Origin of the sequence: Saccharibacillus sp. JS10, assembly GCF_024436065.1 — a bacterium.
Taxonomy (GTDB): domain Bacteria; phylum Bacillota; class Bacilli; order Paenibacillales; family Paenibacillaceae; genus Saccharibacillus.
Window position 1 is genome coordinate 1,064,243 of sequence record NZ_JANFNS010000001.1, and the last position, 24,013, is coordinate 1,088,255.

At 45.8% G+C, this 24,013-nt stretch carries 20 protein-coding genes, 1 tRNA gene and 1 other annotated feature; of the genes, 4 read left to right on the forward strand and 17 right to left on the reverse strand.

Translation table 11 applies throughout. The features are described 5' to 3' along the window. Positions 1 to 111 precede the first annotated feature (111 nt). On the forward strand, positions 112 to 387 hold the full coding sequence (rpsT, locus tag NOM90_RS04805) for a 30S ribosomal protein S20 (RefSeq protein ID WP_087796584.1): 276 nt from the start codon (positions 112 to 114) through the stop codon (positions 385 to 387). Between the two features lie 147 nt (positions 388 to 534). On the opposite strand, the gene holA is transcribed toward rpsT, so the two are convergent. From holA to NOM90_RS04830, 5 genes are all read right to left on the reverse strand, one after another. After that, positions 535 to 1,557 (reverse strand): DNA polymerase III subunit delta, encoded by a 1,023-nt coding sequence (gene holA / locus NOM90_RS04810; RefSeq protein WP_255940352.1) that lies wholly within the window; start codon positions 1,555 to 1,557, stop codon positions 535 to 537. A gap of 201 nt (positions 1,558 to 1,758) precedes the next feature. Next, on the reverse strand, positions 1,759 to 3,144 hold the full coding sequence (locus tag NOM90_RS04815; RefSeq protein ID WP_255940353.1) for a hypothetical protein: 1,386 nt from the start codon (positions 3,142 to 3,144) through the stop codon (positions 1,759 to 1,761). After that, on the reverse strand, positions 3,145 to 3,690 hold the full coding sequence (locus tag NOM90_RS04820) for an RNA polymerase sigma factor (protein ID WP_255940354.1): 546 nt from the start codon (positions 3,688 to 3,690) through the stop codon (positions 3,145 to 3,147). It lies immediately after the preceding gene. Positions 3,691 to 3,903: 213 nt separating this feature from the next. Beyond that, positions 3,904 to 6,456, reverse strand: a complete 2,553-nt coding sequence (locus tag NOM90_RS04825; RefSeq protein ID WP_255940355.1) for a DNA internalization-related competence protein ComEC/Rec2 — start codon at positions 6,454 to 6,456, stop codon at positions 3,904 to 3,906. Positions 6,457 to 6,468: 12 nt separating this feature from the next. Then, positions 6,469 to 7,035: a ComEA family DNA-binding protein gene (locus NOM90_RS04830; protein ID WP_255940356.1), complete on the reverse strand. Its 567-nt coding sequence runs from the start codon at positions 7,033 to 7,035 to the stop codon at positions 6,469 to 6,471. A gap of 342 nt (positions 7,036 to 7,377) precedes the next feature. On the opposite strand from NOM90_RS04830, the gene NOM90_RS04835 reads away from it, so the two are divergent. Continuing rightward, positions 7,378 to 9,555, forward strand: coding sequence for an S-layer homology domain-containing protein (locus NOM90_RS04835; RefSeq protein ID WP_255940358.1), 2,178 nt, complete (start codon positions 7,378 to 7,380; stop codon positions 9,553 to 9,555). An 83-nt stretch (positions 9,556 to 9,638) separates the two neighbouring features. On the opposite strand, the gene NOM90_RS04840 is transcribed toward NOM90_RS04835, so the two are convergent. Together NOM90_RS04840 and leuS are read right to left on the reverse strand one after the other, a co-directional pair. After that, positions 9,639 to 10,154 (reverse strand): deoxycytidylate deaminase, encoded by a 516-nt coding sequence (locus NOM90_RS04840; RefSeq protein ID WP_255940360.1) that lies wholly within the window; start codon positions 10,152 to 10,154, stop codon positions 9,639 to 9,641. Positions 10,155 to 10,186: 32 nt separating this feature from the next. Then, the gene (gene leuS / locus NOM90_RS04845) at positions 10,187 to 12,637 is read right to left on the reverse strand and encodes a leucine--tRNA ligase (RefSeq protein ID WP_255940361.1); all 2,451 of its coding nucleotides are present in this window, start codon (positions 12,635 to 12,637) and stop codon (positions 10,187 to 10,189) included. Positions 12,638 to 12,699: 62 nt separating this feature from the next. Continuing rightward, positions 12,700 to 12,936: a binding site (T-box leader), on the reverse strand. Positions 12,937 to 13,148: 212 nt separating this feature from the next. Between leuS and NOM90_RS04850 the strand changes: the two genes are divergently transcribed. After that, positions 13,149 to 14,225 (forward strand): HEAT repeat domain-containing protein, encoded by a 1,077-nt coding sequence (locus NOM90_RS04850; protein WP_255940362.1) that lies wholly within the window; start codon positions 13,149 to 13,151, stop codon positions 14,223 to 14,225. A gap of 89 nt (positions 14,226 to 14,314) precedes the next feature. Here NOM90_RS04850 and NOM90_RS04855 read toward each other — a convergent pair whose 3' ends face one another. The 4 genes from NOM90_RS04855 to NOM90_RS04870 form a co-directional block, all read right to left on the reverse strand. Further along, the gene (locus NOM90_RS04855) at positions 14,315 to 15,886 is read right to left on the reverse strand and encodes an ABC transporter substrate-binding protein (RefSeq protein ID WP_255940364.1); all 1,572 of its coding nucleotides are present in this window, start codon (positions 15,884 to 15,886) and stop codon (positions 14,315 to 14,317) included. Positions 15,887 to 16,002: 116 nt separating this feature from the next. Then, the gene (locus tag NOM90_RS04860) at positions 16,003 to 16,914 is read right to left on the reverse strand and encodes a carbohydrate ABC transporter permease (protein ID WP_255940571.1); all 912 of its coding nucleotides are present in this window, start codon (positions 16,912 to 16,914) and stop codon (positions 16,003 to 16,005) included. 27 nt (positions 16,915 to 16,941) lie between these two features. Beyond that, a complete protein-coding gene (locus tag NOM90_RS04865) occupies positions 16,942 to 17,880 on the reverse strand; it encodes an ABC transporter permease (protein WP_255940572.1) in 939 nt (312 codons plus the stop codon). Positions 17,881 to 18,189: 309 nt separating this feature from the next. Further along, positions 18,190 to 19,254, reverse strand: a complete 1,065-nt coding sequence (locus tag NOM90_RS04870; protein WP_370866565.1) for a LacI family DNA-binding transcriptional regulator — start codon at positions 19,252 to 19,254, stop codon at positions 18,190 to 18,192. Between the two features lie 228 nt (positions 19,255 to 19,482). On the opposite strand from NOM90_RS04870, the gene NOM90_RS04875 reads away from it, so the two are divergent. After that, positions 19,483 to 19,556, forward strand: a tRNA-Pro gene (locus tag NOM90_RS04875). A 66-nt stretch (positions 19,557 to 19,622) separates the two neighbouring features. Here NOM90_RS04875 and NOM90_RS04880 read toward each other — a convergent pair. The 6 genes from NOM90_RS04880 to NOM90_RS04905 form a co-directional block, all read right to left on the reverse strand. Continuing rightward, the gene (locus NOM90_RS04880; protein ID WP_255940366.1) at positions 19,623 to 20,099 is read right to left on the reverse strand and encodes a DinB family protein; all 477 of its coding nucleotides are present in this window, start codon (positions 20,097 to 20,099) and stop codon (positions 19,623 to 19,625) included. Between the two features lie 93 nt (positions 20,100 to 20,192). Beyond that, complete coding sequence (locus NOM90_RS04885; protein WP_255940367.1) at positions 20,193 to 20,945, reverse strand: amino acid ABC transporter ATP-binding protein; 753 nt, start codon at positions 20,943 to 20,945, stop codon at positions 20,193 to 20,195. After that, the gene (locus NOM90_RS04890) at positions 20,942 to 21,652 is read right to left on the reverse strand and encodes an amino acid ABC transporter permease (protein ID WP_255940368.1); all 711 of its coding nucleotides are present in this window, start codon (positions 21,650 to 21,652) and stop codon (positions 20,942 to 20,944) included. Before NOM90_RS04890 ends, NOM90_RS04885 begins: the two co-directional genes overlap by 4 nt. Next, positions 21,652 to 22,434, reverse strand: a complete 783-nt coding sequence (locus tag NOM90_RS04895; RefSeq protein WP_255940369.1) for an amino acid ABC transporter permease — start codon at positions 22,432 to 22,434, stop codon at positions 21,652 to 21,654. Before NOM90_RS04895 ends, NOM90_RS04890 begins: the two co-directional genes overlap by 1 nt. Before the next feature lie 49 nt (positions 22,435 to 22,483). After that, the gene (locus NOM90_RS04900; protein ID WP_255940371.1) at positions 22,484 to 23,332 is read right to left on the reverse strand and encodes a transporter substrate-binding domain-containing protein; all 849 of its coding nucleotides are present in this window, start codon (positions 23,330 to 23,332) and stop codon (positions 22,484 to 22,486) included. 37 nt (positions 23,333 to 23,369) lie between these two features. After that, on the reverse strand, positions 23,370 to 23,894 hold the full coding sequence (locus tag NOM90_RS04905) for a GNAT family N-acetyltransferase (RefSeq protein WP_255940372.1): 525 nt from the start codon (positions 23,892 to 23,894) through the stop codon (positions 23,370 to 23,372). Positions 23,895 to 24,013: the final 119 nt, after the last annotated feature.

Consider the following 24,013-nt stretch of genomic DNA (forward strand, 5'->3'; position numbering starts at 1 on the left):
TTACGTTTTTTTATATGTTAGAATAGTTGCTTTTTTGTCGCTCTCATGCTAAGATACTTTAAGTTGTGAAACTTTCGATGTTTCGTATATGCTTTACAGGAGGTGAATGCAATGCCTAATATCAAATCCGCTATCAAACGCGTTAAAACGAACGAAAAGCGCCGTGCGCTTAACGCTTCGCAAAAATCCGCACTTCGTAGCGCAGTGAAAACTGCAACGACAGCGCTGGAAAGTAACGACGTGGAAACTGCACAAACTGCAGTTAAGAACGCTTCGCAGAAGCTGGATAAAGCCGTAACTAAAGGTCTGATCCACAAAAACGCGGCAGCGCGCAAAAAATCTCGTCTTGCTAAAAAAGCGAATGCTCTGAAAGCTGAACAAGCTTAAGAACCGCTATTTGCGATATAGTCGTATGACCCCGGGATCCTCAGGATATCGGGGTTTTAAATTTGTCCGCCTTTTTTTTCATACAAAAAAAGAGGCGGCTTTTTTCTGTCCGAAAATCCTCGCCTGTCCTCTTTCTCATTTTTTATTTTATGCGCCCAATCTCAATAAAAACATCTCTAACCCAAACACTTTATCTACTGCGCCTGTTTTAATTTCATGATCCAGTTTGGCGATCGACGCCAAAATATGCCGCAGACGGTTCGATTCAAAACGCTTCGCTTGTTCAGACGCAATTTTGACCGCATAGGGATGAAGCCCAAGTTGCCCTGCCATCTGCTGTTGCGAATAATTTTGTCCCGACATTTCTTTCACTTGAAGCATAATTCGAAATTGCCGAGCGATCAGCGATACGATCTTAATCGGTTCTTCGCGTTGCTTCAGCAGATCATAGAAGATTGCCATCGCTTGTTGAAGCTTGAGATTCGCGATATGTTCCACCAAAACAAATACACTTTGCTCCGTTCCAATCGATACAAGTTTTTCGACATCACTCGGTTCGATTGAACCGCCATTCCCTGCAAATAAAGATAGTTTCTCAATTTCCACGGATAGCCCTGCAAGCGAAGTTCCAGCCCGTTTCAACAGCATTTCTACGGCACTAGAGCCAATCGATACCGAGTGGTTACCAAACTGCTTAGTGATCCAACCCAACAATTCGTTTTCGTTCATGGGCGCAAAAGACAGTACAGGAGCCGCAGCTTTGAACGCTTTGACTACTTTTTTGCGTTCATCCAATTTATCCGCATAAGCCAGAAAAACAAGTACGCTATAATCGGTAGGATTGCCCAGATACTCTAACAACTTTTCGACGCGATGCTCGATCTTTGTTGATTCTTTCCCCGCTATAAAAATCGTACTGTCTCTCACTACAATCAATTTACGATCGGCTAAAAAAGGAGCCGTTTCTGCTTCTTCCACCACAAGTTCGACCGGCGTTTCTGCCAAATCATAATGAATGATTGCAAAATCACGTTGATCTTCTTCAATGAGTTCTTCTTCAAGCAGCGTCACGAATTCTTTGATTCTGTATTTTTCAGTGCCGTAGCATAAATATAAAGGAGCTACTTCTCCGGCACGTATTTGTTTGACTGCTGTTTTTGTATCTGTCATCGTTTTAACCTCTTTCTGCGCGATCAATTTGAATCTTGTACTTCGACATACCAAATCCAAGCGACTGCCGAATTGAACATCGCTCTTGTGTTTCTATTGTATCGAATTTTGCTGAAAAAGGCACAAAAAAAGACCAATTCCTTAATTTTCATCTCCATGTTAGGGATCGAAAACCAGCGAATCGGTCTATTTGATATTGGATTATTTACTGCCTTGCTCAAGAGAAACATCTTCGATGTTCCAAATTCCTTGTGCAATCGTACCATCAGGTTTCACCCAATCATAAGTGAACGTTTTGCCGTCAGCCGACCATACGCCGTCTATCACGTCGCCGTCTACTTTACGGGTACTGATTTCTTTGGCACGATCTCCCGAAAGCAACTTGAGCGTGTTACGCGAATACGTAACAAGATAAGTTCCATCCGCAGATTTCCAATCAGAAGGCATCATCGTGATTCCGAAAGTCGGATTCGGTGCATCCATACTTGCAGCATCATCGCCAGAAGTATCGGTACCTGTTTCGTTTTCTTTCGTAGAAAGAGTATTGTCTTCTTGATCAACCGGATTTGCTTCGTTACTTTCTTCCGATTGTGAAGTAGCCGCTCCCTTTTCTGGAGTCGTCGGCGCTACTGGAGCTTTTTGGATATTCGTGCCGGATGAAGTTTTGCCGTCTTTCGATGTATCGCTTGCTTTTCCGGTATCTTTTGCCGAATTGGTCGTTTTGTCCGAAGATGGAGTGTTCGACTTTTGTGTTTCTTTCGATTCTTGTGGAGCTTGGGTCTTATTCGACTTATTGCTCGCACTTTCAGACGGTGTATTCGTTGCAGTTGATCCAGCTTGCGGTTCGTTGCTGGAAGGAATGTCCGCAGCAGATCGATCTTGATTTTCGACTTTTTCTGAAGGGTCGTAAGAAGGGATCTGCGTATCAGCTGACGGTTCTTCATTCTGAGGTACCGTAGAATCAGGTTGCGCCTGCTTATTCATATTGATTTCGCTATCTTCTGGCGCCAGCCTGGTTTGCGGTTGACCTTCATCCATTTTTATACTTGGGCTTGCTGTGTCTGTTGTTGATTCTTCGGCCGATTCTTCATTCGAAGGAACTAAGGTACTGTCCATCGCTCCACTAACCGACGTGCTTGGAGACATTTCTGCATTCGGCATTTCTTTGGGTTCATAAGTGGCAACAAAAATACCCAATACCGCAGCAGCAACCGCAGTCCCGCCAACGGTACGTCCCAGCGTCGAACGCCAGAAAGTAGAAGCTTTGCGACGTTTCGGTACTTCTTCGCCAAACATTCGCTTACTTTCCATTTCAGATAATTTTTCGGGTTGTGGTGCTTCCGGCGCGGCAGCGCCTCCCAACCGATCGATTTCATTCAATCTAGGCAAGATCGAATCGACAAGACTGATCGGCGGCTGAACATCAGGAAAAGATTCTAATTTATCGGATAATGCTTTTAGAAAGTCAAAATCTTCCCGTGCTTCGGGAGACTCGCCGAGATGGCGAAACAGCGTATCCGTTTCTTCTGCGGTGAGATCGTGGTCTAGGTAACGGTTCATCATTTCTAACGCTTGCTCGCGTTTCATCTACAGCGCACCTCCTTTCTGATAATCTCCTAACAATTGTTGTAATTGACTTCGGGCTCTAAATAAATACGATTTTACGGTATTGAGCGGCAATTCTAACGAGTCCGCGATCTCGCCATACGACATATCTTGTACATAGCGAAGAATGACGACCGTTCGGTGATGTTCCGGTAGCCTATTTATCGCTCGATCAATATCTTCGCGAGTATAAGCACGCATGACTTCACCTTCTACACTTTCATTGCCTTCGAAAACCATCTCATGTTCTTCGATCGACACCGTAGGTTTGGCACGTCTAAATTTATCGATACAAATATTCGTCACGATCCGCTGCACCCAAGTCTTGAACTGCGCTTTCTCTTCGTAAGAACCGATTTTAGTGTAAATACGGATCAGCGCTTCTTGCGCCGCATCCATCGCGTCCTGTTCGTTGTTGAGCGTATAATAAGCCGTTTTGTAGACAGCCGGTTCAATCTCTCGCAATAGGGTGACAAGAGCGTCGCGATCGCCCAATTGAGCGGCTCTAATGAGTTCCTGCTCGACCACTAAGGGTCCCCCTCTCTTGCAACCTCTCTGACGAGTCTTCTTTCGAAAAGGTTGCATTCTTTTTCTGTTTTTTCAAAAAATCGTTTCAAATTCAATTTGATCGTTCCATTGAAAAGCAGGCTCCCCAAAAAGCGGCTTTTCCGGGGCTTGCGCGTATCTTCAATCAGTCTACCAGAAACCGATTTACTCGTCATCTGCGTCTTCTTTTCCTGATCAAAACTTACTTCGCACGTGTAGCGGTTCTCCCGGCAAAGCTTGAATTTGTATCTCTCCATTCTGGTCCGTTCGACGAATTTCCGACCCCGATTGTTCAAGGCGATCGATCACGTCTGAATTTGGATGCCCATATGTATTTTTGGCTCCGACTGAAATAATCGAGAGCTGCGGCAACCAGCGCCGAACCCAAGCCTCCGTCGTCGAATGTTTGCTACCGTGGTGCCCTACTTTTAACACTTCGATAGGCTGTATATCGTCTCTTGCTTGTAAACGTTCCAAAATATCTTGCTCAGCACTTGCGCCAATATCTCCTGTAAACAAAAAAGAATGATCGTTCATCATTAATCGAAAAGCAACCGAGTACTCGTTCTGGTCTTCGAATTCAGGTAAATGCCCGGTAAATACATCGGATGGATTAAAAAATTCAAGTTCCGTATGATCATCCAATTGCCAACGATCTCCGTCTTGAGGCGCATATACTTCAGCACCCGAACGAAGCGTCGCCGCAAATAACTCATCCAGATCAAGATTGCCGCTGCGCGTGCCATTCATAATAAATCGTTTGACCGGAATCTCATCGATTACGGCAAGTAAACCTCCATAATGATCCCGGTCGCCATGTGTCAAAACCAAAGCATCCAATCGATGAACCCCGCGCTTTTTCAAAATGGGAACAACGACGTCTTGACCCACTTCATAAGGATCGATTCGTCTTTTCCACTCTTCCCCGGGACGTTCAAATGAGACTGTACCTCCCCCGTCTACCAGTACGTGTTTGCCTTCCGGTGTCGTAATCAAAATCGCATCGCCTTGACCGACATCGAGCATTTGCACCCAACCAACTCCCGATGTTCGCGGGTGATAAGCCGCAACAAGCAGTACTCCAATTAAACTTATCGACACTGCAATGCCCCACGGTCTGAAGCGATGCCGGAATGTATCCGGTATGCCACCGTAACGAACAGCCGTCTGATTAACTGGTGTTGAAGTCAAAGGACTACGCTGTGCTAAAGAACGAATCTTCATACCTTTATCTAACGCAAAAATCGCGATGCACAGTAAGATCAGATACATCGCAATCCAAAAGACCGAAGGCGTCGCCCATAAGGTTCGCGCCCAAATGATCGAAGACGTATGATCCGCGCACCAAAATACGAAAGCATTAACCAATCGAACAGGATACGCGATCCACTCCGCGCCTTGTATCCAAAATGTACCGATAATAAGCGAGACCGTTCCTAATGGAATCGATACAAAAGTGATAAACGGGACCAAGATCAGATTCGCAGCAAGCCCCAATAACGGATACTGATTAAAGTAGTACAAGCTAAGTGGAAAAGACACCAGATCGGCAACAACAGAGATCGCGACTGCTGCTGAGAGTGCTGTAGGCAAAAAAGATAAAATCCGCTGCATCGGACGCGACAACAAAATAATTCCTGCGGTCACGGCAAAAGACAGTTGAAAGCTGATCGACGTCAAATAGTACGGATTCACCATCAACATCAATAAAGCTGCCAAACATAAAATATGTAGACCGTCTTTGAGCCAACCTCGCCTTGCCGCGTATAAAGCAATCATACTCATAATCCCGGCGCGAACCGCAGACGGTGACGAACCTGTCAAAAGCACATACGGAGGTACAAAACAAAGCGCGGCAACCAGCGACGTTTCTTTGGTCAGACCGATACGCCGCAAAACCAACAATAAGGCGCCTACGTACAAGCCGACGTGCATACCCGAAATTGCTAACACATGCGTCATGCCTAAGCGAGCAAATTCAGTAAATGTCTCTGGATCAAGTTCGTCTTGCAATCCAAGCAGAAGACCTTGCATATAGCCCGCTCCGACACCCGGATACAGCTGCTTTAATACATCTGCTAATCTTGCTCGCAAATCGTCGTTGCGACGCAAAATTTGCAGACTTCCTTCATTTTTTTGTATCGTCACGACATTAGAAATGCCTTTCACCCGAGCGACCCAATGAATTTGTTTTTCCCGCAAATAATGACGATAATCGAAAGACCCGAAGTTGCGCGCAGTTGCAGGTCGTTCTAAATCAGCGGTGATCACAACATGGTCTCCTCTTCCTTTTGAAGAAGCGAGATCTTGTTCGGCTTTTGCGGCTAGTTTCACACGAACCACGACTTTCTCGACTTTAGGCAAAGCAATAAATGAATCTAAAGACGTCGAAACTTGTTCGACTTTCATCTCAAACATCGCTAAATCTCCGTCGACTTTGACCGGATCTGCAACTACTCCTTTCAATGCAATGCCTGTATACTTTTCATCGATTGGAGCACCTAACCGATCGGGAAGTACGGATACGTTACCCGCATCGCGAAATGTAGCGTAACTGACCGAGATCCATAAAGCTAAACCAAAAAGAAGCAATAGCTTGCGTTGCAATCGACCCAAGATGCCAAATGCGGTTAGCAGCAAAGTCAGCCCGATAGATACTGCAATCATTTGTATCCCTTCATATAAATGGGCAACCGTAGTTCCGATGATCCAACATGCGGTAAATCCGACAAGAGTTCTTTTATTCATTCAAGCCCCTCCTTACAACGCTAGATACGGCATCATTTTCTCTAACATTTTGGCGCCGATTCCTTTTACTTTCACAAGATCGGTCACATTTTGAAAAGCCCCGTGCTGAGTGCGATAATCTAAAATAGCTTGCGCTTTCTTCTCGCCAATTCCCGGTAGTTCCATTAATAATGTACGATCGGCTGAATTGATATGAATTTTTCCGTCGTTTACTGGAGCTACAGGTGGAGATTCAGCGGCTTGAGCATTGGATGTAGTAGGCTGCAGTGTGGCTGAGACTTGTGGTTCAGTCGAAATAGGAGTAATAGTCGGTTCAGAGGCGACTGGCTGAGTTTGAGAGACTGGTTCTTGAGGTGGACTGATCTGTGAAACCTCTGCTTGAACAGGTTGCGGCAAAGAAGCTTTTGAATCAGAAAGCGAAGGTTCCAGTGTCTTTTCTTCCGTAGCCAAAGCAACGCTTAACTGATCGTTAAGCGCTGTCCACGGCTCGCCTTCTGCCTCGCGATCTCCTGCAAAAAGAAGCACGCCTACGCCAAGTGCCGCCGATACACAAGCTGCCCACATTAATTCTTTTTTCATTATTTCTACCTCCCAAGTTGATTTTTATCAAAATTAAAACCAAAAAAGCCTTGCGTCTCCGGCATAATCGCCGGGGACGCAAGGCTTTAATTCCTACGTATAACTCCCCAGTTCGCAGTCTAGCGTGCTTCGCAGACTGTTCCCTTTCATCCGATAACGGAGATGACCCGATACATGTTAGAGCTATTATAAAGAAAGCAAGCGAGCGAAGTCAATGTGGAGAAAAAGTAATTTTATGTATATATTTTTATTTATTCAAAAAAAGTATTTTATTCCTATAAAAAAAGACGTAAGGTATAACTATATTCTGTTTTTAAATCCATCAAAAGAGAGGACTTACACATGAAAAAATTTGGAATTCCCCTTTTAATCTTTTCATTACTTTTGACTATGACCTCATTTTTATTTCCTTCCTATGCAAAAGCAGCAGCTACAGCGGATCTTACTGATATTAATGGCGCTCAAGGAACGATAACAGTAAGCAATGCGGAACCCGGTCAACTTATTCGAGTCTACGATAGTAACGATAATTTTTTACTTGTTCAAAAAGCAGCAAATAGCAGTGGTGAAGCCACATTGGACTTTACATTCCGGAACTCAGACGGCGATCTAGTGATTAAAAGTGTATCCAATGATGTAGAGTCGTTAATTGTCAACCTTCCATATAGCGGTGTAGACATTCCAGATCCTCCTCAACCTACGGCAGCCTTAACCGATATCACAGGCGATCAAGGAACCGTAACCGTATCCAACGTCGCTTCGGGGCAAGTCGTTCGGGTTTATAGCGACGTTAACGTGGAGCTTGCCCAAAAAACTGCGGATAGCGGTGGTTCGGCGACGCTTACTTTCACCTTCCCAACAAGTAACGGAGAATTGTCGATTCGCACCGTAGCAAACGGAACTGAAACTGAAATTGCAGCATTACCTTATAGCGGTATTACGATTCCCGTCATTCCTCAACCTACGGCAGTTATAACTAATATCGACGGCGATCAAGGAACTATAACTGTATCTAATGTCGCTTCGGGGCAAGTCGTTCGGGTTTACAGCGACGCCAACGTGGAGCTTGCCCAAAAAACTGCGGATAGCGGTGGTTCGGCGACTCTTACTTTCACCTTCCCGACAAGTAACGGAGAATTGTCCGTTCGTACCGTGGCAAACGGAACTGAAACTGAAATTACTACATTACCTTATAGCGGTGTTACGATTCCCGTCATTCCTCAACCTACGGCAGTTATAAACAATATCGACGGCGATCAAGGAACCGTAACCGTATCCAACGTCGCTTCGGGGCAAGTCGTTCGGGTTTATAGCGACGCCAACGTGGAGCTTGCCCAAAAAACTGCGGATAGCGGTGGTTCGGCGACGCTTACTTTCACCTTCCCGACAAGTAACGGGGAATTGTCGATTCGCACCGTAGCAAACGGAACTGAAACTGAAATTACTACATTACCTTATAGCGGTGTTACGATTCCGGTGATCCCTCAACCTAATACTCCTACAGCTGTTTTAGAATCTATCAATAGCAACCAAGGAGTCATCAAAGTAACTTATGCGCTAGACGGTCAACGTGTTCGAGTCTACAGTGATACCAATATTAAACTTGCTGAAAAAGTAGCAGACATCGATGGAAAAGCTACACTATCATTTACTTTCCCTAGTGCAAACGGAGAATTGTCGGTTCGTGTAGTTGATCAAATTACTGAAGTCGAAACACAAATTAAAAAACTTACGTATACCGGTATTGTGTTCCCGAATCCGGTTCCAACAAATCCGAATCCTAGTGTTCCAAATCCGCCGATAACTTTTATTCCGCCAGTAACCGAATCACCTAACGTGACGCCACCTGTAGTCATTCCAAATCCACCAATCACTTTACCGCCGGTTGATCCAGAACCAACTACAGGTCCGAAATCGATCACACTAACAATGTCTAGCCCTCAACTATTCGTAGATATAAATGGGCACTGGGCACAACAAGATATTCAACGTCTTCAAAGCCTAGGTGTACTCGCTGGTATCGGCAATGGACAATTTGCACCTTCAGCTCCAGCCACGCGCGCTCAATTTGTGCAAATGATCGGCAACTTATTAAAACTACAAGCCGGTTCTTCATCTACTTCTTATTCGGATGTATCGAACGACGCTTGGTACCTCGGTGCGATTCAAGCAGCAAGCGCCGCAGGCATCATCTCTGGTTATGGAGACAATTCCTTCAAACCAAATCGTCTGGTAAGCCGCGAAGAAATGGTTCAGATCATTGGAAATGCAATTCGCTATATCGATACAAATGCACCTTTGTTAGCAAATGCTAATACACAATCTTTATCTACATTCCGTGATGCTTCATCGGTTGGTAATTGGGCACGTAATAATCTTTCACTGGCGATCAATGCTGGATTGATTCAAGGTAAATCAAGTACAACACTTTCACCAAAATCGAGTACAACACGAGCTGAAGCAGCGGCTGTTCTTTCCCGCTTGATTGATCGAATGAATAACTATTTTAATATCAATTGATTAGAAAAACAAAAAGAACCTTCAACAGACAATCATCACGTCTTGTTGAAGGTTCTTATTTCTAGTTGAACGAATCTCCTAAACTACACAACCGGCTCTGTCGCCGGAGCGGGAGGACGATAATGCTCGATGCAGCGGAATAGGATTCCTTTTTGCTTCATCATCGTATGCACTTTACCGCTATCTTTTGGATAAGCTCGGCAATAAACGACTTCCGTAATCCCACTATTCGCTAGCATATTGGCACAAGTCCAGCACGGCTCATCGGTCACATACACCGTCGAACCTTCACGATCGGCGCGATCGGTGAACAGCAACAAGTTTTGCTCGGCATGAATCGTACGCACGCAACGTTGCTTTTTGACCACAACTTGCTTGCCGCCTTCATGAACCAACTCATACTCTTCCGCAATCATACAACCGTCTTCCGAACAATCCGGTACACCCATAGGCGCACCGTTATACGCGGTACCGAGCAACTTTTTTCCTTGTACTAATACAGCTCCGACTTGACGCCTCGGACATTGAGAACGCGTTGACACCATAAAAGCAATATCCATAAAGTACGTATCCCAATCTTTACGTGGATGGGTGCCCATCGTAATCTCCCCCGTATTTCCGTGAATGACGATTAGTTCGCGACGATGTTGACTAACTTGCCTGGTACTGCGATCACTTTGCGGATCGTTTTGCCGGCAAGTGCTTGCTGTACAGGTTCCAGACCCATCGCATGATCTTCCAATGCTTTAGCATCCCAATCTTTTTGAACATTGGCACGTTGTACGATTTTGCCGTTTACTTGAACAACGATTTCGACTTCCGATTCGGTTGTCCAAGCTTCGTCGAATGAAGGCCAAGTTGCATACGTTAAGCTGTCTGTACGCCCCATCTTCTCCCATAATTCTTCGGCAAGGTGAGGAGCCAGCGGCGACAGCAATTGAATAAAGTCTTGCATCGCTTGACGTGGCAACGTCTCTTGCTTATACGCATCGTTGGTAAAGATCATCAATTGGCTGATCGCCGTGTTGAACCGAAGGGCTTCCATATCTTCCGTTACTTTTTTGATCGTTTTATGCCAAGTGCGTTTGAACTCATCTGTACCTGCATCATCCGAGATTTTAGCGCTCAATGAACCGCTATCGTCTACGAACATCCGGTATACGCGAGACAAGAAGCGGTGCGAACCTTCGACACCATTGGTATTCCAAGGTTTTGTCGCTTCCAGAGGTCCCATAAACATTTCGTAAATACGCAGGGTATCCGCGCCGAACTCGTTCACGATCTCATCCGGGTTGATGACATTACCGCGAGATTTACTCATTTTTTCGTTATTTGGACCCAAGATCATGCCTTGGTTCACCAATTTTTGGAACGGTTCTTTGGTGCTCACAACGCCGAGATCGTACAACACTTTGTGCCAGAAACGTGCATACAACAAGTGCAGTACCGCGTGTTCCGCACCGCCGATATACAGATCGACCGGCAACCAGTAATCGGATTTTTCTTTGCTGCACAGATCTTGATCGTTGGTTGGATCGATATAACGCAGGTAATACCAGCAGCTTCCCGCCCATTGCGGCATCGTGTTCGTTTCGCGGCGTGCTTTCATACCTGTTTCTGGATCAATCACGTTCACCCAGTCCGTCGCGTTCGCAAGTGGCGATTCGCCTGTACCGGATGGTTTGATTTCGTCCATTTCCGGCAGTACCAACGGAAGACTTTCTTCCGGTACAGCTTTCATTGTGCCGTCTTCCAGATGCAGAATCGGAATCGGCTCGCCCCAATAACGTTGGCGGCTGAACAACCAATCGCGCAGACGGTAAGTCGTTTTGCCTTCTCCTTTGCCGCCTTCTTCCAACCATTCGATCATTTTTGCAATAGCATCTTCTTTGTTCAAACCGTCCAAGAAGCCGGAGTTTACGTGTTCGCCTTCGCCGGTATACGCTTCTTGTTCAATATCGCCGCCTTTAACGACTTCGATAATTTGAATGCCGAACTTTTTGGCAAATTCCCAGTCGCGTGTATCGTGACCCGGAACCGCCATGATCGCGCCTGTACCGTAAGCCGCAAGTACGTAATCCGCAATCCAGATTGGCAATTTCGCTCCGTTCACCGGGTTGACTGCGTAAGCGCCTGTGAATACGCCGCTTTTGTCTTTATTCAGGTCGGTACGTTCCAGATCGCTTTTATGCGAAGCTTTTTCTTGGTACGCTTTTACCGATTCTTTTTCATGCTGCGTCGTAATCACTTCAACCAGTGGATGTTCAGGCGCCAACACGCAATAAGTGGCTCCGTATAGCGTATCCGGTCTAGTCGTGAACACTGCGATGCTCTCGTCGGTTCCTTCGACTTGGAATGTGACTTCCGCGCCTTGCGATTTCCCGATCCAGTTACGCTGCATATCTTTCAAGCTTTCCGGCCAATCCAGCTCGTCCAGATCTTCTAACAGACGATCCGCATAAGCGGTAATTCTGAGCATCCATTGACGCATCGGTTTGCGGATAACGGGATGACCGCCGCGCTCGCTTTTGCCGTCGATGACTTCTTCGTTCGCGAGTACCGTTCCCAGTGCCGGGCACCAGTTGACCGGAATTTCAGCCACGTAAGCCAGATCACGCTTGTACAATTGCAGGAAAATCCATTGCGTCCATTTGAAATATTCCGGATCTGTCGTACTGATCTCACGATCCCAATCGTACGAGAAACCAAGCGATTTAATTTGACGACGGAAGTTTTCGATATTCGTCAGTGTAAATTCGCGAGGATGGCCGCCTTTGTCGATCGCATATTGCTCCGCAGGCAGACCGAACGCGTCCCAACCCATCGGGTGCATAACGTTGTAACCTTGCATCCGCTTATAGCGAGAAACAATATCCGTCGCTGTGTAACCTTCCGGGTGACCGACGTGCAGACCTGCGCCCGACGGATAAGGGAACATATCCAACGCATAAAATTTAGGTTTACTTTGATCGGTATCATCCGTTTTGAACGTTTTTTCTTGATCCCATTTTTGTTGCCATTTCGGTTCGATCGTCTGAGCGCGGTAACCGCCTACTGCCGCGCCTTGTTGTTGCTCACTCATCGTCATCTGTCCCTTCGCTTCTGAAATCAAAAAAGCCTCTCGTCCTCCGGCGTCGTTAAAACGCCAGGGACGAGAGGCATTGCTTCCCGTGGTACCACCCTGATTAGCGGACAAGCCGCTCACTCCATATCCGATAGCGGGGATGAGCCGATGTGACCGAACGCGTTGCTTCACGCAGCTTCGTCTGTCTACATATATCTCCGAGGCGAGTTCGTACAGGGTTCGTTACCGGGCTTGCACCAACCGCCGGCTCTCTTCAAAACGTCTACCTGCCTACTGTTCCTCTTCATCGACAATTTAATCTTTAAATCTTCGCAATGCCCTTATTATATAGAAAACAAAAGGAAAAAGTCAATGACTACGCGCCTTCTTCATACAAGCTGTGGTATACTGATAGGCGCTCCCGGTCGTGGTTCTTTTCTTGATTTTTTTTAAAAAAAGCTACGCCTATAGCCGGAACAAGTCTGACACCACAAAAATCAGACTTTTTATTACGAGGAGGAATCTCAAGATGTTCAATCCCGATCAAGTCAAACCGTTTATCACGCATGCCGATCCTTTGGTTAGCAATGCAGCGATCCGGTTTTTGGCAGAAACGTATAAATACCCGCAAGATATTTCCGCATTGGTCTTAGAAAAATTGGTTGCCGCTCCGCGCAAAGAAGATGTCTATTTGCACCGCGCGACCGCTTTTCCGCAAACCAAAATTACGGTCCAAGCGATGCTTCATTTATTAAGCGCAGGTATGGTGACAGGAAATGCTCGAATTTTCTTATCACGTATGCTGCTGAGCAGTAATCCTGATTTACTTCAACCGGTGTTGGAGCAGATTCAATCGCTAGATGCAGATTGGTATGAAGAAGCCAAACAACGCGTAGAAATCTCCAACCTAAGCGATGCTGAAGTTCGGAATGTATTTAATGAAGAAACACAAAAAAATACAGGATTAGATTATGAAGATATCGACTATGATCTGCTTGATTTACTGCTGGGCGAACTGATCGAACGTGAAATCCTGCAACCTCGCGAAACGATGGACGAATTGCAAGAAAACTACACGTTAGATCCGGAATCATTGCGTACCGTTTACCTTATTCAAGCCGCAGGAAAACTGAAAATTTCTTACGCTCTACCTTTATTTTATGATGCGCTTACATCGGATAACGATCTGGTTGCCGAGCAAGCAGCGGACGCTTTGGTTCGAGTCGGTAACGAAGAAGTGATCGAGAAATTAGTGCAAATGTATGTCGAAGAAAAAGACGGATTTTTGCTGCTGAATATCATCGATATTTTGTCTCGTATCCTGCTTCCTTCTGCGGAAGAAGCTTTGATTGCGTTGCTTGAAAAAGAAGACCATTTCACCCGGATCGCCAAACTCGCGGATGGTCTATGCCGCCTCGGCTCCGAACAAGCTTTGCCAGTCGTACAAGAACTGGTCAAAATCGGATACGATAAAGATTACGTCGAGTTAAAAGAATCGATTTACGCGTGCTGCGTCATGCTCGGTCGCGTACTTCCGGAACTTGACGAATGGCGTAGAGAAATCGCCAAAGAAGACGAAGAACGCGCAAACAAACTGCGCGGTTAATATTCGTCTTCTGCTTTCTTCTTCACAAAAAAGCCCTGAGATTCCATATTGGAACCTCAGGGCTTTTTCTTTTACCGCTACGCTGCTAATTACTGCTGTGCGTCCATTTTTGCTTTGTAGGCATCCAATTGTTTTTGCAACTCTTCTTTGACTTTGTCGTAACCCGCTGTTTTCAATTTCGCGCGGAATTCTTCAACTGCTTGTACAGGGTCGCTGACTTTACCGAAGTTGATCGCTGGGCCCAATTCGCCCGCAACTTGAGAGATTGCTGTCAGTTCGCTTTCTACAGGTGTTTTGTCGAATACGAATTGACCGTAAGGATAAGGGATTTTGATTTTGTCGTATTCTGCATACAACGTATCGATCTTATCCCAAGTCGTGTCGCTTGGAATTTCGAACTTGTCTACGCGTCCACCCCAGAAGTCGGAATAGAATTGATCACTTGCTTCATTGTAGCTTGCCGGCAATGTACGTTTGCCGTCTTTGATCTCGTATTGTACGCCTTCCATACCGTAGTTGATCAAATGATAGATTTCTTCGTTGTTACGAATCAAGTCATAAGCCATCAGTGCACGTTCTGGGTTTTTGCTATGTGCGCCAAGCGATGTGCCGCCGTGTGTGATCGACAGTTCGGTCAAGTTTTTGCCGCCTGTCATATTGAATGGGAACATTTGCAGTTCCGATCCCGGTTGATCGCGATCCATTTCAACGCGAAGACTAGAGAACGTTTGCGTGTGATGCTGATCCAAGCCCGACAGACCGGCTTTCAGTGCTACGCGGTTATCGTTTTTGTTGTTCAGTGCATCTTCACGCCAGAATCCTTTGTCCGCCCATTCTTTCATAAGTTTCGCGTAGTTCACCATGGTATCGCTAAATACAGGCTCAGCTACCGTATACTTTTCGTCATTGGAGACAGCCGTGAATACCGGCATATAACCTGTCGAGATCGGCAGATCCAGATTATCCGTATAAGACTGAACATAACCGCCCCAAGTCATTGCGCCCGAAGCCATATCCCAAGGGATTACGTCTGGTTTGTTGTCTTTGATATATTGCAGGTAATCACCGATTTGTTCCCAGTTTTTGATCGGTTCAGTAATGCCAGCGGCTTTTGCCCAGTCTCCGCGATAGAAGAAACCGTGGTTAACCCACTGCGTGTAATCGTTTTCAGGAATCAGAACGATTTTGTCGTTGTACTTACTTTCGTTCCAATCTTCTTCTGGAATCGATTTCCATGTTTCCGGTGCATATTTCGGCAGCAATTCATCCAAGTTCATGAAAGCGCCGCGTTGTGCGTTTGCCCAAGTATCGAGCCAATCCGTACCGATCGTAATCAAATCAACCGGTTCGCCGGAAGCTAACAGCAAGTTGTATTTCGTTTGCCAGTCTGCCCACTCGACCCATTTCCAATCGAGTTCGGCATTGATTTTTTCTTTCATGATGACATTGACTTTTTCCATTACTTTTTCGAATTGACCATTTTGCGGCTTGTCGCCTAATACGACATAACTGATTTTGACGAATTTCGAAGTGTCGCCGCCATCAGCAGAACCCGATCCTCCTGAACCTGTTGTTCCACCGCCGCCACCTCCACAAGCTGACAACACAACCAACATCGTCGCCATCAATAAAGCCATACTCTTTTTCTTCCATTTAAACATCTGTATACCCCCTCTGAACGATTTGGTAGATGCCAAAATCTTAAAACGGGTTGCCGATGAATCTGTAAAACTTGAATCTGGATTACGGTATGACCATGTATATGACGGGGAAGCGATCAGCCTTTGACCGCACCTACCGTAATACCTTTGATAAAGTAACGCTGAACGAATGGATAGAACAAAATAACAGGCCCTGTCGCAATAACCGCTATCGCCATTTTCATCGTCTCGATCGGCACATCGCTGAGCGGTACGTTGGAAGCAGCGGCGGAATTTCGGATCGCATCGGCTTTGGTGACGACATTATACAGATACAGCTGAAGCGGCCTATACTGCATATCGGAGGAAAGGAACAACATCGAGTTGTACCATTCATTCCAGTAACCCAGTGCGATAAACAATCCGATTGTCGCAAGCGCGGGTGTCGTCATAGGCAAAATCAGTTTGACGAAGATCGTAAAGTCGCCAGCGCCATCGATTTTGGCAGATTCGGTAATCGCGTGGGGAATCGAACGAACAAAACTTTTCATCATGATGATTAAAAATGGACTAAGTAAACCCGGTAGCAGGACTGCCAGATAGTTGTCTTTCAAATGTAAGTATTGGGTAATCAGCAGGTAGAACGGAACCAACCCGCCGGAAAACAACGTTGTAAAGTAGATGAAGAACGAGATTTTGTTACGGAAAAGAAAATCGGGACGTTGCAGTGCGTAACCGGTCATCGCGACGATCAGCAGACCAATCGCTGTACCCACCACTGTGATTCCGATCGTCACGATATAGGAACCCAAAATCTGTGCCGGGTTTTCGAATACGATCTTGTACGCGAACGTACTGAATTCTTTTGGCCAAAAGTTAAAGCCGCTTTGTTTGACGGAAGCTTCCGATGTGAAAGAGGTTCCGAGTACAAGCAGAAACGGTAGTAAGCAACAAAGTGCAAATGCTCCGATAAACACGTAACTGAATCCGCGAATAAACAAACTGCTTTTATCCGTCGTTCGACGTGTGCTTTGCACTTTTTCATCCATAACGCCCATGGCATGTTCCTCCTTCTTCTAGAAGAGTGAATTTTCTGGTGAGAGTTTGCGTACCAACCAGTTGGCACCTAATACGATCGCGAATCCAAACAAGGACTGATACAAACTAACTGCGCTACCGAGTGAGAAGTTGAAGTTCGTCATCAGCGAGCGGAATACGTAAGTTTCAATAATATCGGTTGTTGCATATAGCGCGGTGTTGTTGGCGCCGACTAAGTTGTAGATCAGACCGAAGTTGCCTTTGAGTACACCACCGAGAGAGAACAGAAGCAAGATAATGAAAGTTGGTTTCAACCATGGAAGAACGATATAGCGGATACGTTGGAAAGCATTGGCTCCATCAATTTCGGAAGCTTCGACGACTTCGTTATCCAAGCCCATGATTGCGGCAAAGTAGATAATCGAACCGTAGCCTGTCGCTTGCCAAAGATACGTCAGTACGATGATGAATGGCCAAGCATTAGGCGTGGAGTAGACTTTGAGAGGTTCCATCCCCAGCGATTGCAGAATTCCGTTCAGCAGACCGTAATCGTAACTCAAAATGTTGTACGCGATCAGACCAATCAGAACAGCGGAGATGAAATGCGGTAAAAACATAAGCGTTTGCGAAATCTTTTTGAACCATTTGCCTCGAAGTTCGTTTAGCAAGACGGCAACCATGATTTGCAAAAAGTTACCCAGCAGGATAAATGCCAAGTTGTACGCGACCGTATTAAAAGTCAATTTCCACAAATCGCCGGTGATTACGAGGAATCGGAAGTTTTCGAAACCTACGAATGGGCTGTTGAAAATCCCGTCGGAGTAATTGTATTTGATAAACGCTAGATACAATCCCGGCATCGGCAGATACGCGAATACGACGAAAAATACGATAGCGGGCAGACACATAATCAGCAACGTGCGGTTATTTTTGAACTTTTTCCACCACGTTCCCGTCCGCTTATCGGCAAGCTCCATCGTCGATTCTTTTTCGGTCAATACGGACAATACAATCCCCTCCTTATGAGATCGAGCAGCATTTCTCAAAATGAAACCGATTACATTTTGCTGTGATAAAAAAGGGAGCTATCCGATTAGGTTTATGCGTTATGCTCATACAAATATACGAGTTAAGCGATATTCCTGGATAGCTCCCTGATCGATCACGGCTTTTAGTGAAATGGGTTTCACTACAATCCGAAAATGTAAGGGCTTTCTTTTGACAACAGAATAATACTACTGCGTTATGGATGTCAATCATTTTTCGAAAAATATCTGGAAATTTATTTATGGAACTTGCGCCGTTGTTTCTCGAATAACCAACTCCGGCATCATCGATTGGAACAACGGAACCTTTTTCCCTGCGATCATTTTGTCTAACGTTCGAGCCGCTTGGCGTCCGATTTCTTGTGACATCAAAGACACGGTGGTAAGTTCTGGGATACTATAAGTCGCTTGCGGAATATCGTCATAACCGACAATCGATAACTGCTTTGGCACTTCGATTCCGGCGCGATGCGCGGCTTTGAGCGCTCCGATAGCAAGTAGGTCGTTCATACAAAAAATAGCGGTCGGACGATTTTTACCACGTAACAGCTGAGCGGCGAATTCTTCTCCTTTTGCCACAGAAAATCCTTCGGTCAGTACCCATTCTTTGCGCACAGGAAGCCCGGCTTCTTTCATCGCACTCCGAAATCCGGCTAGGCGTTGCTGCGTATTGGTCATTTTGGAATAGCCGCCGATTACCGCGATATCTCGGTGTCCGAGTCCAATTAAATGCTGCACCGCAAGCTCGGCACCGAACTTTTGATCCGCAGAGACCCGATTGAGCTTTGTCTTGGGTAGACTGCCGTTCAATAACAAAATCGGTACACGCTTCGCAAATTCTTCTAACTCTTGCGTCAGCTCTGGAGCGGGTTTCGCCAAGTCGACGCGCCCTCCGATCATGACGATCCCATCGACCTGTTTTTCCATCAACAGACTCAAATATTGCGACTCGCGTTCATACTGCCGATCATATAGACGCTCATTTTCTTCATTCGTCGAGATCGTATCGCACAAAAAATAGGTGTATCCCAGTTTACGCGCTTCGTAATCGAACCCGGATAACACCTCAGGGAAAAATGGATTGGTGATGTCCGGCAAAATGAATCCTATCGTTCCGGTTTCTTTGCGTGTCAGACTTCGAGCGAGTGCGTTGGGTTGAAATTGGTACTTCCGTATCAGCGCGACAATTCGTTCTCTTGTTTCTTTTTTGACGGGCGCGGTGTTGTTCAACACCCTTGATACGGTAGCTACCGACACATTGGCTTCCCTTGCAATATCGTATACGGTCACCGTTCGCATCTGCATTCCTCTTTCCCCGTGGAATCATCGATTTGTGAAATGGGTTTCATTATGGCTCCGATTATACCTTTGGAACTTGCCGGAAGCAATTGAAATTGTTTAGGACTTTTGAAAGAGAGGAAAAGTTTGGATTAAAGGGCTTATGCCTAAATAAAAATAATTAGATTATCAAAAAAATGCTTGACGACTGGCTTTGCCACGCGTATAATCTAATTTTGTAGGAAATGACTTTGACGGGATGTAGCTCAGCTTGGTAGAGCACCTGCTTTGGGAGCAGGGGGTCGCATGTTCAAATCGTGTCATCCCGATATATAGCTACACAACGAAAACGCGATCCTTGGGGATCGCGTTTTTTCGTCTGTGTATTTGCTTATTTATACCGAGTTTTCTTGTACTTGCGCTGCCTTAATGCGATCAATCTGCTGGATATGCCGATCCACATGCGCGGAGAAACCTTTGACGATATCGGTAATAGTAACGGGGTTGCCTTGCGGATGAATCCCGCTTTTTTGCCAATGATCGGCTTCCAGGCGTTGTAGCAATGCTCCGTTATACGTAAGCTGTGCTTGGAAAAAAGCTAAAATCGACGCAGCAGACTGAGCATGGCTATGTTGGCTGGTTACCCATTTTTCTTGATCAAAAGCAGGCAAGATCGATTGCGATCCCGCCAGTACAGCGCGAATCCGAAACGATACGACAATGCTATGATCGGCAAGATGACCCAACACTTCGGTCACGCTCCAACTGCTTGGCGAAGCTTTCCAGGATACATCAGATTCATCCAGCCCTTCGATTGCTTGAAACAGACGATGATGGGTATCCAAAAAATCATCGATAATAGGTTGGCTCATGTAACTCTCCCCTTTTTCACCATTTGTATTTTTTTCTATTTCGAATTTTTCATCATCTGTTTGATGTTTGGGTGATTTCTAGATCTATAGTCTTTAAATCGTATAATTCGCTTCCGGCGTAATCCGGCGAAGAAATTGCTTTGTCCGTTCTTCTTTGGGTCTTTGAAATACATCGTCAGGTGTTCCTTCTTCGACGATAACGCCGCCGTCCATAAATACGACGCGGTTCGCGACGTCTCTCGCAAAGCCCATTTCATGCGTCACGACAATCATTGTAATGCCTTCGCGAGCGATCGAACGAATGACTTCCAGCACTTCACCGACTAATTCCGGGTCGAGGGCAGAAGTAGGTTCGTCGAATAAAATCACTTCCGGTTCAAGCGCCAAAGCGCGAGCGATCCCTACACGTTGCTGCTGCCCGCCCGATAACCGGCTTGGATATTCGTCCAACTTTGCTCCTAAGCCTACTTTTTCGAGTAATGCCACGCTGCGTTTGCGGGCTTCGGCAAACGAGATCTTTTTGACCACCAATAAAGCTTCCATCACATTTTCCAAAGCCGTTTTGTGTCGGAACAAATTATATTGCTGGAACACCATCGCCGTTTTGCGGCGCAATTGCAAAATATCGCTACGCCGAGCTTGCGCGCAGTTCACTTTGAAATCTCCTACCGCGATCTCTCCGCTACCCGGCTTTTCCAGATAATTTACGCAGCGCAGCAACGTCGTTTTCCCCGAACCGCTCGGTCCCAAAATTACGACAACTTCTCCTGTATTCACGGTCAAACTAATATTTTCAAGCACCTGATGGCGTCCGAATGATTTGGAAATCTGGTTCAATGCAATCATGACACGCCTCCTCGATTATACGCTCCGACTCTTTTTTCAATCCCGGCAGCGACTCGTTCGATCAAGATCGTAAGTCCCCAGAAGATCAAAGCCGCTGCTAAATATGCCTCAAAAAACTTCCAGTTCGTCGAAGCCACAATCTGTGCTTTGGCATTGATATCAACGACCGATACCGCAAAAGCGAGCGTCGAACCATGTAACATACCGATCACGGAATTCGCCAAATTCGGCAATGCAGCAGCTAAAGCTTGCGGAAAAATAATGCGGCGTAGCGATTGAAAAGTCGTCATGCCAACAGATTGCGCAGCTTCCACTTGACCGCGATCTACCGCAAGAATACCGGCACGTACCACTTCCGACATATACGCGCCTGCTGTAATCGAGAACGAAATATAAGCAAATCCGATCATTGGAATGTCTACCGAACGGAAACTCCAACCGAGTTGCTGCGAGATGCCATCGATCAATACAGGTAAGCCAAAATAAATAAGAAGCAGATGTGTAAGCATCGGAGTGCCTCTTATAAAGGTTACATATGCTGAAGAAATCTGCGCCAACACCGGCACCTGGTACATACGAAGCATCGCAGTGATCGCGCCGATAATCAGTCCTGCTGTTACGGACACGACCGTGATCGACAAAGTCGTCGGAATCGCGCCAAGCAGCTGCCAAAAGGCGCTTCCGATAAACGAAAAATCAAGCTGCATCAGCGTATCCCTCCTTTTCCAATATCGATATCTGCCATTACCGTGCGTAACGATCCTCGTTTTTTCAATCGGAATAGCGAATTTGATCTAGATTCACGTATTTCATGGCGCGTCAAATGCCGTTCGGCGACGACCAGCAATTTTTCCAACGTAAAGCTGATTGCCAGATAGATGAGTGCAAGAGCCAGATACGTCTCGATAAAATGCTGAGTCAATGTCCCAAGCGTCTGCGCTTTGCCCGTCATTTCCATGACTCCAAGCGTGAAAGCGAGCGACGTATCTTTGAGCAATGCAATCACCAGGTTTGAAAAGACAGGAACGGCAATCGCCAAAGCTTGCGGCAGTACAATCCGGGAAAAAGCTTGATAAGGCGTCATCCCTGCCGCGTAAGCCGCTTCCACCTGACCTCGGTCAACGGCTGCGACGGAAGCTCGAATCATTTCCGCTGCGTAAGCTCCAGTATGTAAGCCATAGGTGAGTATGACGAAAAACATCACAGGCGCACGCGTCAGATCAAGCCCGACAAGTTTTAAAATCTCCGGTAGACCGTAATAAAATAAAAACAATTGAATCAAAATCGGCGTTCCGCGAAAAAAAGATAAGTAAATTCCGGCTAGCGTTCTGAGCACCGGAATTTTGTACATACGCGGAAGCGCCACAAGAAAGCCGGCTAAAATCCCGTTTAATAGCGAACCTGCAACAATCATCAGCGTTACGCCTAGAGTATCGAGCAATTTTGGCAAAAATGAAAAGACGTAGCTGATGTCAAAAGGCGCACCCATTGAAACTCTCCTTTCTTTCTGTTGGTTTAGAACCAAAAATCATTTTATGTTATTGTTCGTCCTTATTTGTCACGTCGCTACCGAGCCACTCTACGCTTAATTTGCTGATCGTACCGTCTTCTTTCAATTCTTTGACTACGCCGTCGATCGCGTCGGATAATGCTTTCTCATCCGCGTCGTCTTTACGTAGAACATAAAGAATTTCGCCGGATGTAAGAGCTTTGCCCGTTTGTTTTAATTGTTTTTGCGGATCAATAATCGGCAATACAAAATCTGCGGCGAGAGTTGCTTCTACGCGTCCTGAAGTCACTTGGCTTGCTGTATCGTTGGCTTGCCCACTTTGATATACGATATCGATCTTTTTATCATGTTCGTTGTTATAATTTTCTAACAATTGCGCTTGAGCGCTTGTCGCGCTTGTTAGCACTTTTTTGCCTTGCAGATCGTCTAACGTCTGAATGGAATCATTATCTTTTGCCACGACAATGCGGTTGCTCCAGTACGCATAAGGCTCAGAGCTAAACGCATATTTTTGTTCGCGTTCTGGATTTTTCTCCATAACGTGAGCGACCAGGTCGATTTTGTTCGTTTCCAAGCTGAGAAGCAAGTTGCCAAAATCCATCGTTTTGAATTCAAATTCATATTGCGGCAAACGCTCGTCGATCTGGCGCAACAACTCCACATCGAAACCTGTCAACTTGCCATTTTCATCAATAAAGCACACTTGCGGAAACCCTGTGCCGGTTCCGATTAAAATCTTCGTTACTTTTCCATTCGAGCCCGAAGTTGAATCCGATGCTTGAGCAGTTGGTTCTCCGTTTGCTCCGCATCCCGAAACCAAAATCATCAGACCCAGTGCAGAAGCGATCAAGCGGTTTTTGTTTTTTTGAAGTTTCATTGTTTTATCCCCTTTTGTTTTTCTATTTTTTGAAATCTTATGCTTGATTCAAAACTCCGCCTGAATACGCGTAATCCGCTATATTTTTGCGAAGTAGATACATAATTCCGTCTCCATTTTGCGTATCGATCTCCAAGATGATTTCGTAACCTCGACGCTCGTACATATTGACAAGCCACGGATGTTTTTGTGCGGTAGCCAGTGTCACTTGACTATGCCCGTGCAGATTTTGAATAATTTCTTGTTCGACCCAGTCCAGCAATTTACCGCCGTAGCCTTGGTTGGAATAGCTTGGATCTACCGCAAACCATTTCATGAAAGGAAGATCGGTAATGACTTTAGCTTCTCCACTCGTCGAATACGTGACGGTCGCGACGACCACTCCGTCTTTTTCAAGCACGTAACACTCGTTGTCCTCCATATTTTGCAGCACCATCGGATAGTCCGCGTGAGCTGCGGGCCATTGCAATCCCAGCTCACGAATCAGTGCATAAGCGGCATACGTAACTTCTACCAAACGCTCAATATCTTTAACTTCAGCTTTGCGAAAAACCTCACTCATGTTTGGCACCACCTTTTAATTTTACATTACCTATTTGTTTACTCGGGATTGATTGCTGTTAACTTTATCACGTGAATTGAACTTCGACTAATAGAGTTTTTCGATGCACATATATAAAA